The sequence below is a fragment of the Mitsuokella jalaludinii DSM 13811 genome (genome assembly GCF_000702905.1).
Taxonomy (GTDB): domain Bacteria; phylum Bacillota; class Negativicutes; order Selenomonadales; family Selenomonadaceae; genus Mitsuokella; species Mitsuokella jalaludinii.
This window is the reverse complement of the sequence record NZ_JNKR01000030.1, coordinates 1-13,765: the sequence shown is the minus strand read 5'-3', so window position 1 is coordinate 13,765 and position 13,765 is coordinate 1. Positions and strand designations below refer to the sequence as shown.

Genomic DNA, 13,765 nt, shown 5'->3' with positions numbered 1-13,765 from the left:
TGGCGTAGCAAAAGCTAATGGTTTGTTATCCCATGCTTTATTAGACCAAACTTGTTTATTTAATGGTACAGCAGAATAAATCTTTCCATCTAAAGTATTGACTCTATCATTCCAAAATAATATTGATCCATTAGTTAATATATTTCCTTTAACAGTCATTCCTGATGACACCATAAATATGCTAGGATTACCAGTTTCATAAGATTTATTAGCAACAGTTATTGCATAATTAAACATATCATCAGCAGGTAATGATTCTTTTTCCTTTGACACTTTAGCCTTTGCCGCAGCATATACTGGTATTGTATTGATATCAAATAACTTCAAGAATGACGCTTCTACGCTGCTCCGCAATGTTACATCCAATTCATCTTTCTGTTTATCTGTATGATAATTCAGCGTCTCGAACTTGTCTGGGAAGTCATCGCCTTTCTCATACGAATACTTGGTAAAATGTGGATCAAGATTCGTCTTCAGATATTGAAGGACAATATCATCGGCTTTACCGTCATCCAGATGGTATGCTCCAGCCAAGACAGCTGCATCCGCTGCATTCTGTAACTGCGAGCGGCGCACGTAGGCACTGCCAAAGTCAACAGCCATGCCCGTGAACGCGATGATAAAAGGCAGCAGAAAAGCCGTCAGTACCAGGATTGCCCCCTGCTGTCCGCTCCAATGTCTCTTCATGTCTGCGCCTTCTTTCCTAAAACCTATCGTTTTCTCTAGTATAGCAGTCCGCCCGCCCCGCCGCAACGAAAAAAGGATTGCCCGTCAAAGCAATCCTTCGTCCGCCCGCCCAAAGCCGCGCCATCACACGATTGTCTGCAGCAAGGATAGGTGAGCAGGGTCCTCGCACATGGGGAAGATACCGAATGTTCGAGGGAGATGAAGTTCATAGACTCGCCATTAGGCATCCTTAGCGCAATACCATGCTCTGTCTTGACGGCCCCTTTCATATGCCTTACAATGGTATCAAAGGCAGGCCACTACGATGGTCGCTACAATCAGTCATCTTGATGGCGACTCAACATGATCCAAAAGACCATCCGCTGCTGCAGCAGTAGGATGGTTTTTCATTTTGCCATGCGGCTCGCAGTTGGAGGGGTAGTATGCTAACAGAGTGCGCGTCATAACCCTGCGCAATGTCAATCAGACCGTGAAAGCACGCACCCTGAACGGCGCCGAAGCCTTAGAAGCCATGGACAATGGACTGGAGTTACGAGTATGAACGTCATTATTTCTTCCTGTCCCTCCCACTCGAGGGCGATGGCGCCCTTGAGACATTCCTGCTCAATGCCATGGAGCACGAGACAGGCAATATCTTCTTCTCTCAGCAATCGAAGCACTTCGTCAAAGAAATCATCGAGAAGAAAAAAAAACTCCCAGCAGAAGAATGCAATCCAAAATACTTGGCGAAACGAAGAGCACAGATCAAAGCTCCCTTAGCCGTATTCTTCGCCCTGGCATGGCCGGACCGAGCCTTCGCCGACGCAAAAGCATTGCTTCAGGCGATTCCCTGGGCAAAGTACGAGCGGATACAGATATCCTTCCGCGCCTTCGAGATCCTCAAAACAGAGCACTGAGAAAAGACTCTTCCACCGTTCCGCGCACCTATTCTCTTGACGGAAGGCGGCTGAGTTCTCACCATCCACGTCGTCTGCAATCCCCCAGCCTATTTAGATGGCAGCCAAAGTCCGACGGATGAGGTTCATGAGGTCCGTAATTCTTGTTTTGTATCCGATTTCGTTGTATGATGAAAGCAGAATTTGAGGTAGACATTGCTCTACCTCATTTTTCATTCTCCATCTAACCGATATAATCGTCGTGTTCTACCGTGGTACAAACGAGCTCGTGCTTAGTGTTCATCGCATGATGCTATTAAAAAATGACAACATCATGATAGCATACTATAATAGAACCATGAGAACAAAACGTTTTTGATAATCTAATCATAAAGGAGGATTCATATTGCCGCAAGCTATCATTATCGGCGCGGGGCCTGCGGGGCTGACGGCGGCTTATGCGCTGCTGAAGCAGACGGACATCCATCCGATTGTCCTCGAGCAGGAGGATTTTGTCGGGGGAATCGCCCGCACGATGATCCACCATGGCTGCCACATCGATGTCGGTGGCCATCGCTTCTTCTCGAAGGACCCGCGAGTCATGGCGCTCTGGAAGGAGCTGCTGCCCGTACAGGGCGCACCTTCGCTGGATGACCGTCGTCTGCATCGCGACTGCGAGCTGCAGCAGGGCGGCCCTGATCCAGCACAGACGGATCGCGTCATGCTGCTGCGCACGCGTCTCTCACGCATCCGCTATCTCCATCATTTCTTTGCCTATCCTGTATCGCTGAGTGCTGAAACGATACGCAATCTTGGGTTCGTGCAACTCTTCAAAGTCGGCATCAGCTATCTCTGCGCCTGCCTCCGCCCGCGCAAGGAGAAAAGCCTCGAAGACTTCATGGTCAACCGCTTCGGCGAGGAGCTCTACCGCATGTTCTTCCGCGACTTATACCATATCCGGAACAATCCAGCACAATTTGTTCTCGCAAATTTTGACCTTTTCTCTCGTTTTTGCTAGGATAGGGGCAGCATACTGCACTTTTTGTGAAAAGGGAGTGTTTCTGATGATATTTGTCGTGATGAAATGCCTGCTCTCGGTGCTGCTGGCGGTGGGCGGCGGTCTGCTCGGCAGTCGCTGGATTGCGGCGAGCTACCGCAGGGCAAAGGACACAGAGGGACTGCTGAGCTTCCCGGACCGCATCGAGGAGCAGGAGAAAAAGCGGCCCGCCCGCTTTGCGGTCTGCATCGGGTTCTTGTTCTGCTTCACGATGCTCGAGCTGCCGTACGTGCATCTGGCAAAGCTCGTGTTCCTGATGATCTTCCAGTACTTCATGGTGCTCTACACGTGGACGGACCTCGAACAGCGCGTGATCTTTGACCGCATGCTCATACCGTTTGCGGTCATTGGACTCATCTCGGTCCCGCTGCTCGACCGCGTGCTGACGGACCACCTGATGGCGGCAGCTGTGGGCGGCATCGTGTTCCTCGTGCTGGCGGTGCTGACAAAGGGCGGCATCGGCGGCGGGGATATCAAGCTCGTCGCGGCGCTCGGACTCTGGCTCGGATCGGATATGCTCATGACGGTCGTCATCGCGGGCATCGTGCTCGGGGGAATGGCGGCGTTGATCCTCTTGGCGACGGGGAAGCGCAAGAAGGGAGACTTCTTCGCCTACGGGCCTTACTTCACGATCAGCGCGCTGCTGTTTACGCTGCTTTGAGGTACGTTTGGCAAGGGGGCCGGGGGATGTATTTCGGCTTCGTCACTCCGCTGAATGAGCCCTATGGCGCACTTTGCCGTTGAGGCGGGTTCGCCGCCTGCCGCGGCGTTCTGACATCGTGTGGCTAGGCGGATGAGCAGCAGAACTCAGCCCTGCGGGCAATCGCTGCGCTCCTGCAGGCGAAATACATCCCCCGGCCCTAAGGTACGTCTGTGTGACATCGTGGCATCTAGGGTGGGGATGCTGCAATGCGAGAAGGCGAGAGGATGGAGGCGTTGTTCGTAGGTTGACATGGTGGCGTTGTTGAGGGGCTTGTGTTAGCTCAGCCCTGCGGGCTATTGCCTAGTGGGGTTTTGATTACCATAGCTGAAATGCAAAACGAGGTACCGTTACGGTACCTCGTTTTTTATACTCGATATTCGATTCAATCAGTAGACGCGCATTTCTCTGGCCTGTTCGCGCAGGCGAGCGATGCGGTCGGCGGTATCGGGGTGGGTGCTGAAGAGTTTGGTCAGGGCTTTGCCGGTGCCCTCAAAGGGGTTGACGATGTACATGTTGGCTGTGGCCGGCTTGGCGTCGGGCAGGGTCTCGGGGGAGTGGGTGACGTAGTACTCGATCTTCTCGAGGCCGTCGGCGAGGTAGTTGGGGTTGCCGCAGATCTCGCCGCCGTCGTGGTCGGCTTCGTACTCGCGGGAGCGGGAGATGGCCATCTGGATGAGCATGGCGGCGATTGGGGCGAGGATCATCATGGCGATGGCGGCAATCGGGTTGACGCCGTCGTCATCGTCGCTGGAGCCGCCGAAGAACATGAAGAACTGGGCGGCGTAGGAGATGACGGTGGCCATCATGGAGGCGATGGTGGAGGTCAGGATGTCGCGGTTCTTGACGTGGGCGAGCTCGTGGGCGAGGACGCCGGAGATCTCGTTGTAGTCGAGGACGCGCATGATGCCGGTGGTGACGGCGACGGCAGCGTGCTCGGGGTTGCGGCCGGTGGCGAAGGCATTCGGCTCATCGGCGTCGATGATGCAGACGCGCGGCATGGGGAGGCCGGCGCGGCTCGCGAGTTTCTCGACGAGGTCGTAGAGCTGCGGGGCCTGTTCGCGGGTGACTTCCTGGGCGCCGCTCCAGCGCAGGACGAGTGAGTCACTGCACCAGTAGCTGTAGATGTTCATGGCGATGGAGAAGAAGAGCATGACGGTGAGGCCGGTGCGGCCGCCGACGAGCCCGCCGATGAGCATCATGATGACGGCCATGAGGACCATTAGCATCACGGTCTTGATATTGTTCATATTCATGATAATCCCTCCTAGGATATATCTCGTTTATTTATTGCTTGATTAACTCTGCTGCTCGCGGCGGCGGTTGATGGCGTAGCCGATGAGCAAGACGGCGATGACGAAGATGACTTTGAGCTCGAGGGCGTAGGGGGCGAGGTAGATGCCGAGCGCCTTGTCCTCGGTCATCAGCTCGGCGGCTGTCATGCCGAGGATGCCGGCACCGAGGTAGATCAGGGCGGGGACCTTGAGCATGATCATCAGGAAGATCTGGGCGCCGAACAGGACGATTGGGATAGAGATCATGAGGCCGCAGATGATGAGGCTCCACTTGCCCTCCGGCACCGTGTTGGCGACGCCGGCGAGCGAGAGGATGTTGTCGATGCTCATGATGAAGTCGGCCACCAGTATCGTGCGCACGGCCTGGCCAAAGGTCGTCGGGTGGCTGCCGCCGTCCTCGACGCGCCCGTCGCTGTGATCGGTGACGAGCTTGATGGCGATGAAGATGAGGGCAGCGCCGCCGATGAACTCGATGTACGGCGAGGCGAGCAGCCCTGTCGCGAAGAGCGTGCAGACGATGCGCACGAAGACGGCGCCGAGGCCGCCGACGATGATGGCCTTGCGGCGCATCTCATGTGGCAGGTTCTTGCAGGCCAGGGCGATGAGGATGGCGTTGTCGCCGGAGAGCAGCAGGTCGAGCAGCAAGATGCCCGAGAGCGCTGCGAGCCATTCCGGCGAGAACATCCCCGCAAAGAAATTTTCCAATCGATTCACTCCCCTAAGATGATTCCCGATTCTTACAGGCTTTCCCTGTAGATTTCTACAGCGTATACGAAAAACCCTGCCCTATGCGCCGCCAAAATAGCGGTGTATAGAGCAGGGTCTTGCTTGCTTGCGCCGGCCGCACCGGGATTGCTCCGTCCTGACGATGGTGGCCGTTCAGCTACTCCCCCTGTTGGAAGTACTCGTATATCGTATGCTCAATATAGCATATTTCGTCGTGTTTGACAAGAGAAACGTCAAAAAATCAGATATCGAGGTTGCGCACGAGCTTGGCGTTCTCTTCGATGAACTGGCGGCGCGGCTCGACCTTGTCGCCCATGAGGATGGTGAAGAGCTCGTCGGCTTCTTCGGCGTCCTCCATCTCGACGCGCAGCATCGTGCGGCCCTCCGGGTCCATCGTCGTCTCCCAGAGCTGCTCTGGGTTCATCTCGCCGAGGCCTTTGTAGCGCTGGACGGTCACGCCGTCGCGGCCGACTTCGTCGAGCTTTCTGGCGAGCTCGTCGTCGCTGTAGGTGTACCAGTGCTTCTTGCCCTTGCGGATCTGGTAGAGTGGCGGCTGGGCGATGTAGACGTGGCCGTGCTCAATCAGCGGCTTCATGTAGCGGTAGAGGAACGTGAGGAGCAGCGTGCGGATGTGGGCGCCGTCGACATCCGCATCAGTCATGATGATGATCTTGCCGTAACGGCGCTTCGAGAGGTCGAAGTCCTCGCTGATGCCCGTGCCGAAGGCCGTGATCATCGTGCGGATCTCGGCATTGGCGAAGATCTTGTCGAGACGTGCCTTCTCGACGTTGAGGATCTTGCCGCGCAGCGGCAGGATGGCCTGGAAGCGGCGGTCGCGGCCCTGCTTGGCGGAGCCGCCTGCGGAATCACCCTCGACGAGGTAGATCTCGGCCTGCTCCGGATCTTTGACGGAGCAGTCGGCGAGCTTGCCCGGCAGGCTCGACACCTCGAGGGCGTTCTTGCGGCGCGTGAGCTCGCGTGCCTTGCGGGCGGCTTCGCGCGCACGGGAGGCCATGATGGCCTTCTCGATGATGCGCTTCGTGATGGCCGGGTTCTCGTCGAAGTACTCGGAGAGGCCCTCCGTGACGATAGAGTCGACGATGCCGCGGACCTCCGAGTTGCCGAGCTTCGTCTTCGTCTGTCCCTCGAACTGCGGCTCGCGGATCTTGAGGCTGATGACGCAGGTCAGTCCCTCGCGCACATCGTCGCCCGAGAGGTTGGAGTCCTTGTCCTTGAGGATGCCCTGCTTGCGCGCGAAGTCATTGGCTGCGCGCGTCAGCGCGAGCTTGAAGCCGGCGAGGTGCGTGCCGCCCTCTTCCGTGTTGATGTTGTTGACGAAGGAGTAGATATTCTCCTGGTAACTGTCGTTGTACTGCATGGCGATCTCGACGACAGTCGCGTCCTTGACGCCGTTGAAGTAGATGGGCTCGGGGTTCAGCACTTCTTTCTTGCGGTTGAGGTGCTCGACGAACGAGCTGATGCCACCCTCAAAGTGGAACGACTCACTGCGGACAGGCTCGACGCGCTCGTCGTGCAGGCCAATGGTGATGCCGTGGTTGAGGAAGGAGAGCTCGCGCAGGCGATGGCGCAGCGTCTCGTAGCTGTACGTCGTGACCGAGAAGATCTCCGGGTCCGGCACGAAGTGGACGCGCGTCCCCGTCTCTGCCGTCGTGCCGACGACTGTCAGCGGCTTCGTCGTCACGCCGCGCTCAAAGGCGATCTCGTAGATCTTGCCGTCGCGCTTGACCTGGACTTCCATGCTCGTCGACAGGGCGTTGACGACGGAAACGCCGACGCCGTGCAGGCCGCCCGAGACCTTGTAGCCGTCGCCGCCGAACTTGCCGCCCGCGTGCAGGACGGTCAGGACGACCTCGACGGCCGGCTTGCCGCTCTCGTGCATGTCGACCGGGATGCCGCGGCCGTTGTCGACGACCGTGATGCTGTTGTCCTTGTGGATCGTCACGTCGATGTGGTCGCAGTAGCCGGCGAGCGCCTCATCGATGGAGTTGTCGACGACCTCGTAGACGAGATGGTGCAGACCGCGCTCGCTCGTGCTGCCGATGTACATGCCCGGGCGCATGCGGACGGCCTCGAGCCCCTCGAGGATCTGGATCTGCTCGGCGCCGTAGTCGGCCTCGACAGCCGTGACTTCGGCGCTCGACTCATCCGTGTGGATCTCGACGCCCGTCGTGTCGAGGTCCTTATCCGTGAGGTCCTCGGCCTCCTGCTGCGGCGCAGGAGCAGCCTCCGGCTGGTCATCCGGCGTCAAAGTCAGGTCGATGGATTTCTTATCGTTATCGTTTGCCATAAAAACTCTTTGCTCCCTTTTAGTCGTTACTTACCCATATCGTAAATCGCGCGCGTGCGGTTCTTGAGGGCGAGTGTGGAGATGCCGGACAGGTAGATCCTGTCCTTCGTGATGACGATGGACTTGACGAGGTCCATCGAAGCCGTCGTCCGCCACACCTTCCCCTCGGCTTTGCACCGCGCGAAGTAGCGCTTGTTGTCTGGATTATCCTTGACGAAGAATCCCACGTAGTCGTAGATCGCGATGATGTCGCGCGTGCGCACGGAGACATCATTGCCGAGATGCAGGAACATGCTGCCTCATCCTTTCTCTTCGCTTGCACCGCTGCTCTTGGGGTGGCCTTCCTGATGGCCCTTGCCGTACTGGCGCTTCGCGGCGCGGCGCAGCGGAATGGCCTCGTAGCGCTTCGGCGGCGTGTAGCCGGGCGGCCAGTACATGCTGAAGCGCAGCTCGTAGAGGGCCCGCTTAACAGCCTCGTCGGTCAGCTTGTCGGGCGGCAGGCAGCGGTAGAGCATGACGAGTGTCTTGGCCTCCATGCTCGTGCGGTCGTTGGCCGCGACCTTCGAGGCCATGAGCTGGACGAGGGCGGCGCGCTGCTCGTTGAGGAGCTGCGGCGTGCACTCAGGCACGTACTCGCAGACCTCCTTGCAGCGCGCCCACGGGATGTCCCGCAGGACGGCGCGAACCCGCGCGCGTATATCTTCCCCTGCCTGCCTGCGGCAATGGCTGCAGGCGGCGGCCTGAGGCGGTCTGAGGCGGCCGCAGGTGGGACAGGGCTTCCAGCCGCGCGCGAGGCGCAGCTTGTCGAGCTGGCGGTCTTTGCGGTAGAGCTGCCGGACCTTGAGGGCGATGTCCTCGTCCTCTGTGCCCGAGCCGATCTTCTCGGCGGCCGCTAGGTCGTCCGGCGTGAGCACCATCTTGGCCCGCTCGCGGCCGACATTGACCTCTGGCACTTCCTTCTCTGCCCTTTCCTCGTCGGCCCGCTGCGGAGCCCAGTCTTCCTCGCGCCAGGAGCGGCTGAACCGGATTTCCTTGACCATCTCGCCGCCCGCGTAGTTGTTGACCTGCTGGATGATGCGCGGCATCTGGTAGCGCGTCTCGTTGCTCCAGGCGGCATTGCGGCAGTAGACGTAGAGTGAGCCGCGCTCGATGCGCACGGCCTTGACGTTCTCTGCGTATGCCTCGCCGACAATGTCGGCCCAGTGCCAGAGCACCCAGTGCTGATAGAACTCGCGCTCCTGCTTTGAGCCGAGCTCGTGCAGGGCCTTCGGGATGATGCTGACCACCTTCTCGAGGCCCGGTGTGCGCTTCGCCATGCTGCCACCTCCGTCTTGTCTCCTGACTCCAACATCCTGTCAAATCGTCAAGTCGATATCTGACCGCTGCGGACATGGTAGTACTGCCCCATGCCCTCTGCCGGGAAATAGGCGGCATCCGTCGCCGTGATGAGCGTCTGGATGCGCTCGCGCCGGATGAAGTGCAGGAGCTGCTGGCGCCGCTTGACGTCGAGCTCGCTCATGACATCGTCGAGCAGCAGGATGGGGTACTCGCCCGTCTCGGAGCGCAGGAACTCGAGCTCGGCGAGCTTCAGCGAGAGCACGCCGGTGCGCTGCTGTCCCTGCGAGCCGAAGGTGCGCAGGTTGATGCCGTTGACCGTCATCACGATGTCATCGTGATGGGGACCGTAGCTCGTCGAACCGCGCAGGATGTCCGTCTCCTGCGATTTCCTCAGCATTTCATTATACCATGAAGCAAAGGGCTTTGTCATGTCCTCGCCGCCGTGTATCTCGTAGCTGACGGTCAGGTTCTCCTGATCGCTCGAGATGCGGCGCTGCATGAGATTTGCGAGCATATTGAGCTTGCGCACGGCCTCGAGGCGCTTGCGGACAATCTTCTCGGCGCTCGTGACGAGCTGCTCATCCCAGAGCGGCAGCATCGAGGTGTCGGCGCGGCGCTCGCGGATACGCTTGAGGAGCGTGTTGCGCTGGCTGATGATGCGGTTGAACTCGATGAGCTCGTGGTAGTAGGCAGGGCTCGCCTGCGAGATCTCGCCGTCTAAAAAGCGCCGGCGTCCGGCCGGCGCTCCCTTGATGAGGAACAGATCCTCTGGCGAGAACAGTACAGTGTTGATGCTGCCGATGAGCTCCTTGAGGCGGATGGGATGGCCGTTCAGGAGGATGCGGCGGCGCTTCGCCCGGCTGAATTGGAACTCGAGGTGATTGGCCACACCGCGCCGGTCGAAGTCGAGGATGATGCAGCCCTCGGCAGCATCCCAGCGGATGAGCTCGGCATCGAGATGGGTCCGGTGCGAATGGCCGAGCGAGGCATAGTAGATGGCCTCGATGACATTCGTCTTCCCCTGGGCATTCGGCCCGAGAAAGATGTTGATGCCCGGCTGCAAGGCGAGCTCGAGCTCATAATAGTTCCGATAATTTCTCAGCTTTAAAGAACGAACATGCATTCCTATTTCAGCCTTTCTCGTGAACCTCATGGACGACTTTCCAGGCGCCGAGTCCTTCGACCTCTACGACATCGCCATCGTGGAGCTTGCGGCGGCGCGCCGACTCGACTTCGCCGTTGCGCTTGATGCGGCGCTCTGCGATCAGAGCCTTCGTCTCGCCGCAGGATGCAAGCACGCCAGCCCACTTGAGGAACTGGTCGAGCTGGATCTCTTCGGTGTCGATCTTGACTTCTTCGATGTTCATATGTATCTCCTTTATGCAATCCTCCTGCGCTCAGCGCAGGAGTCTAAGTCAGTGATTTGTCCTTACCGGCGTCACGATGTAGACAAAGCTGTCGTCGTCCTCTTCCTGGATGGAAGCAGGGGAGAGAGGCTGGTTGAGGCCGATGCGGCATGTCTTGCTGTCGATGTTCTTGAGGACGTCGATGATGTACTGCGCGTTGAAGGCGATGGCGATGTCCGGGCCGTCGATCTCAGCGGGGATGTACTCCTCGGCGTTGCCGATCTCCGGGTTGTTCGAGGTGATGTGGATCTGGTCGCCGGCAAACTCGAGCTTGATGGTGTTGTAGACACCGGCTCTCGCGATAAGGGAGATGCGGTCGACAGCAGCGGCGAAAGAAGCGGTGTCCGTCTTGACGTGCGTCGCGAACTCTGGCGGGATGACGCCGCGGTAGTTCGGGAACTGGCCCTCGATGAGGCGCGAGGTCATGTAGAGATTGTCGAACGAGAAGCTGATCTGGTTGTAGGAGCAGGAGATCTTGACATCTGTTGGGATGTCTGAGGACATGTTGTGCAGGAGTTCCTGCAGGATGCGCGAGGGGATGATGACCTTGATATTGCCGATGCTCTGGTCAAATGTCTCGGACTTGACAGAGAGGCGATGTGTGTTCGTGGCGGCCATCGTGACCTTGTTTTCGGTGACCTCTAAGGAACAGCCCGTGAAGACAGGTCTTGCTTCATCGTTACTGCAGGCGAAAACGGTCTTCTTGATGAGGTCGCGCAGGATATTGTCCTTGATGGCAAAATCGAGATTTCCCTTGAGTGGTTGGATGGTCGGGAACTCGGCTGCGTTCATGGATAGCAGCGTGAACTTGGCCATGGCGGACTCGATGTGGACGATCTTTTCATCGGCTGCGCATGCGAGTTTGACGTTTTCTCCAGGTAGTTTGCGGACAACTTCCTGGAAATAACGGCCACCCACGGTCAGCTCGCCTGCTTCCTCGATCTCTGCTTCGATGTGTGCGACGAGTCCAATCTCATAATTTGTGGCCTGGAGTTCTAAGGTCGTGCCTTCGGCTCTCAGGTAAATGCCAGAGAGGATGGGGGTCTGCGGTTTGCTGGCTACGGCGCGAGCGACGATCTGCAGGGCATTGGTGAGCTCGTTCTTATTGCATGTGATTTTCATACTTTGGGGCCTTCTCTCTTTTTTTTATGATATAACTAAAATATTTATATAAATAGCCGACGTAGTAGTAGGCCATGTGGAAAAGTGGATAAGTCGCCTGAGGCTTTGCAGGAGCGCACAGTTGGCTGTGGGTAACTTGTTCATAACAATAGGGGAGGTTATCCACAGTATCCACGGTGATAATCTCCCCTATCGGTTATCCACAATCCATCGACAGGAAATCCAGAGGCTTCTCCACAGGGTTATCCACGGCAACCTGTGGGGCATTTACATCTTCTGGATGCTCTCGATGAGGTCTTTGATGATCTTATGAAGCTTGGCGTTTTCCTCGCGCTCTTTGGCGATCTTGTCGTAGGCGTGCAGGACCGTCGTGTGGTCGCGCCCGCCGAAGAAATTGCCGATCTGCGGCAGCGAGGTGTCGGTGAGCTCGCGGCAGAGGTACATGGCAATCTGGCGCGGGAAGGCGATGCTGCGCGTGCGTTTCTTGGAATGGAGGTCCTCGATGCGGATCTTGAAGTAGGTGGCGACAATCTCCTGGATGACTTCGAGCGTGACCTCTTTCTTATGGTTGTTCGGGAAGACGTCCTTGAGGGCCTCGGCGACGACATCTGTCGTGACGGGCTTCTTGATGAGGGAAGCGTAGGCGACGACGCGCGTCAGGGCGCCCTCGAGTTCACGGATGTTGCTGTCGATGCGGTTGGCGATGAACATCAGGACATCGTTCGGCACGTCGACGTGGTCGAGCAGCGCCTTGTTCTTGAGGATGGCGATGCGCGTCTCGAGATCAGGCGCCTGGATGTCGGTGATCAGGCCGCCCTCGAAGCGCGAGCGCAGGCGGTCTTCGAGCTTCTGGACTTCGCGCGGCGGGCGGTCGGACGACAGGATGATCTGCTTGTCGGCGACGTGCAGCGCGTTGAAGGTGTTGAAGAATTCTTCCTGCGTGCTTTGCTTGCCGGAAAGGAACTGGATATCGTCGACCATCAGGACGTCGATCGTCCGGTATTTCTGGCGGAAGAGCTCGGCCTTGCCCTCCTGGATGGCGCGGATGATCTCGTTGGTGAACTGCTCACTCGAGACGTAGAGCACGCGCATCTCGGGGTGGTTCTGCAGCACGCGGTTGCCGATGGCGTGCATGAGATGTGTCTTGCCGAGGCCGACGCCGCCGTACATGAAGAACGGGTTGTAGACCTTGCCTGGCGATTCGGCAACGGCCATGGCGGCCGCATGGGCAAAGCGGTTCGAGCTGCCTGTCACGAACGTCTCGAAGGTGTACTTCGGGTTCAGCGACGAGCGGTCGCCCGGCGCGACGATGTGCATGTCGCCGTTATCGACAGGGGCGGGCGGCTGGTCCTGGAAGAGGCTTCCCTGATTGGGGTCTTCTTTCTTGCGGCTGCTGCTGTGACTGGCGGCCGTCTCTTCTTCTCCAGCTGTCTCCTTCTTGGTTGGCTCCACTTCAGGCTGTGCTTCGGGCACGACCTGGAAGCTCACCTTGTGCTTGCTGCCCAGTACGGCGCTGACCGCGTCCTCGACGATCGTGAGGTAGTGGCTGGTGATCCAGTCCTTGACGAGGTCGTTCTGGACGCTCAGGACAAATCCGTCGTCGGTCAGGGAGAGTGGCTTGACCGACTTGAACCACTTGAAGGCTGACTCGGCGAGAGTTTCCTTCATCTTGGTGAGGATCTGCTCCCAGACAGCCTGCAGCTGTGTCTGCTCCATGAAAAAAATCCTTTCCTGCTATTAGAATATGTAGAAACTTTTTCCACAGGTGCATAACGTTATCCACATTTTTATCCACAGCTGTGGATAAGTATAGTCGTTCCTTGGGATAGAGGCGGGAAATGTGGATGATATCTTACAGTATCTTATGTTTACGAGCCTTGCCTCGCAGGGCACCAATGGGGTTTTCCGCACAATAATCAACAATATCTTATCAAAACTAGCGTGACTTATCAACAGTTTTTCTGTGTGCAAGTGGCCATAAGCCTGAAAATATCCACAGTCTGACGGGAAAAAGACAAGGGAAAATCCTTGACAGGCCGCGAGTCGGTAGTCTATAATTTGACATAGTTAAAATCTGATACTATGCTTCTATACAGCCAATTAGTCTCAGACACAAATCCAGAAGGAGGTGTTACACACATGAAACAGACTTTCCAGCCGAACAACCATTGGAGAAAGAAGACCCATGGCTTCCGTGAGCGCATGAAGACGAAGGGCGGCCGTCTCGTTCTGAAGAGAAGACGCCAGCGCG

General features: G+C 57.5%; 14 protein-coding genes. 4 read left to right on the top strand and 10 right to left on the bottom strand.

Going from position 1 to position 13,765, the window contains the following annotated elements; translation table 11 throughout:
• Window positions 1–687 (bottom strand): TadE/TadG family type IV pilus assembly protein (locus T518_RS10185; protein WP_036378623.1); only part of this gene is annotated, 687 nt, incomplete at its 3' end.
• 518 nt (window positions 688–1,205) lie between these two features.
• Between T518_RS10185 and T518_RS10180 the strand changes: the two genes are divergently transcribed.
• The 3 genes from T518_RS10180 to T518_RS10170 all read left to right on the top strand — a co-directional run bounded on the left by T518_RS10180 (window position 1,206) and on the right by T518_RS10170 (window position 3,280).
• Window positions 1,206–1,583, top strand: a complete 378-nt coding sequence (locus T518_RS10180) for a hypothetical protein (protein WP_036378622.1) — start codon at window positions 1,206–1,208, stop codon at window positions 1,581–1,583.
• A gap of 385 nt (window positions 1,584–1,968) precedes the next feature.
• Window positions 1,969–2,580 (top strand): NAD(P)-binding protein, encoded by a 612-nt coding sequence (locus tag T518_RS10175; protein ID WP_051652304.1) that lies wholly within the window; start codon window positions 1,969–1,971, stop codon window positions 2,578–2,580.
• Window positions 2,581–2,626: 46 nt separating this feature from the next.
• A complete protein-coding gene (locus T518_RS10170) occupies window positions 2,627–3,280 on the top strand; it encodes a prepilin peptidase (protein WP_036378621.1) in 654 nt (217 codons plus the stop codon).
• A 428-nt stretch (window positions 3,281–3,708) separates the two neighbouring features.
• Here the strand turns inward: T518_RS10170 and htpX are convergent, their stop codons facing one another.
• The 9 genes from htpX to dnaA all read right to left on the bottom strand — a co-directional run bounded on the left by htpX (window position 3,709) and on the right by dnaA (window position 13,230).
• On the bottom strand, window positions 3,709–4,569 hold the full coding sequence (htpX, locus tag T518_RS10165; RefSeq protein ID WP_036378626.1) for a zinc metalloprotease HtpX: 861 nt from the start codon (window positions 4,567–4,569) through the stop codon (window positions 3,709–3,711).
• A gap of 48 nt (window positions 4,570–4,617) precedes the next feature.
• Window positions 4,618–5,328: a YjbE family putative metal transport protein gene (locus T518_RS10160; RefSeq protein WP_341460089.1), complete on the bottom strand. Its 711-nt coding sequence runs from the start codon at window positions 5,326–5,328 to the stop codon at window positions 4,618–4,620.
• 253 nt (window positions 5,329–5,581) lie between these two features.
• Window positions 5,582–7,648: a DNA topoisomerase (ATP-hydrolyzing) subunit B gene (gene gyrB / locus T518_RS10155; protein ID WP_036378619.1), complete on the bottom strand. Its 2,067-nt coding sequence runs from the start codon at window positions 7,646–7,648 to the stop codon at window positions 5,582–5,584.
• A 26-nt stretch (window positions 7,649–7,674) separates the two neighbouring features.
• Window positions 7,675–7,941, bottom strand: coding sequence for an extracellular matrix regulator RemB (gene remB / locus T518_RS10150; RefSeq protein ID WP_036378618.1), 267 nt, complete (start codon window positions 7,939–7,941; stop codon window positions 7,675–7,677).
• A gap of 6 nt (window positions 7,942–7,947) precedes the next feature.
• Window positions 7,948–8,964 carry a DciA family protein gene (locus T518_RS10145; protein ID WP_036378617.1) on the bottom strand — a complete coding sequence of 339 codons (1,017 nt, stop codon included), beginning with the start codon at window positions 8,962–8,964 and terminating at the stop codon, window positions 7,948–7,950.
• Window positions 8,965–9,011: 47 nt separating this feature from the next.
• Entirely contained in the window at window positions 9,012–10,109 is a 1,098-nt protein-coding gene (recF, locus tag T518_RS10140) for a DNA replication/repair protein RecF (RefSeq protein ID WP_036378616.1), read from the bottom strand.
• Window positions 10,110–10,116: 7 nt separating this feature from the next.
• Complete coding sequence (locus tag T518_RS10135; RefSeq protein WP_081828485.1) at window positions 10,117–10,353, bottom strand: RNA-binding S4 domain-containing protein; 237 nt, start codon at window positions 10,351–10,353, stop codon at window positions 10,117–10,119.
• A 48-nt stretch (window positions 10,354–10,401) separates the two neighbouring features.
• Complete coding sequence (dnaN, locus tag T518_RS10130; RefSeq protein ID WP_036378614.1) at window positions 10,402–11,514, bottom strand: DNA polymerase III subunit beta; 1,113 nt, start codon at window positions 11,512–11,514, stop codon at window positions 10,402–10,404.
• 267 nt (window positions 11,515–11,781) lie between these two features.
• On the bottom strand, window positions 11,782–13,230 hold the full coding sequence (gene dnaA, locus T518_RS10125) for a chromosomal replication initiator protein DnaA (RefSeq protein WP_036378612.1): 1,449 nt from the start codon (window positions 13,228–13,230) through the stop codon (window positions 11,782–11,784).
• A gap of 423 nt (window positions 13,231–13,653) precedes the next feature.
• Between dnaA and rpmH the strand changes: the two genes are divergently transcribed.
• The coding region (gene rpmH, locus T518_RS10120; RefSeq protein ID WP_036378611.1) for a 50S ribosomal protein L34 at window positions 13,654–13,765 on the top strand (112 nt) is incomplete at its 3' end.

Excerpts from the sequence above, each read along its gene's own strand:
- T518_RS10180 (WP_036378622.1), top strand. The coding sequence starts at position 1,206 with ATGGACTGGAGTTACGAGTATGAACGTCATTATTTCTTCCTGTCCCTC.
- T518_RS10170 (WP_036378621.1), top strand. The coding sequence starts at position 2,627 with ATGATATTTGTCGTGATGAAATGCCTGCTCTCGGTGCTGCTGGCGGTG.
- htpX (WP_036378626.1), bottom strand. The coding sequence starts at position 4,569 with ATGAACAATATCAAGACCGTGATGCTAATGGTCCTCATGGCCGTCATC.
- gyrB (WP_036378619.1), bottom strand. The coding sequence starts at position 7,648 with ATGGCAAACGATAACGATAAGAAATCCATCGACCTGACTTTGACGCCG.
- remB (WP_036378618.1), bottom strand. The coding sequence starts at position 7,941 with ATGTTCCTGCATCTCGGCAATGATGTCTCCGTGCGCACGCGCGACATC.
- T518_RS10145 (WP_036378617.1), bottom strand. The coding sequence starts at position 8,964 with ATGGCGAAGCGCACACCGGGCCTCGAGAAGGTGGTCAGCATCATCCCG.
- recF (WP_036378616.1), bottom strand. The coding sequence starts at position 10,109 with ATGCATGTTCGTTCTTTAAAGCTGAGAAATTATCGGAACTATTATGAG.
- T518_RS10135 (WP_081828485.1), bottom strand. The coding sequence starts at position 10,353 with ATGAACATCGAAGAAGTCAAGATCGACACCGAAGAGATCCAGCTCGAC.
- dnaN (WP_036378614.1), bottom strand. The coding sequence starts at position 11,514 with ATGAAAATCACATGCAATAAGAACGAGCTCACCAATGCCCTGCAGATC.
- dnaA (WP_036378612.1), bottom strand. The coding sequence starts at position 13,230 with ATGGAGCAGACACAGCTGCAGGCTGTCTGGGAGCAGATCCTCACCAAG.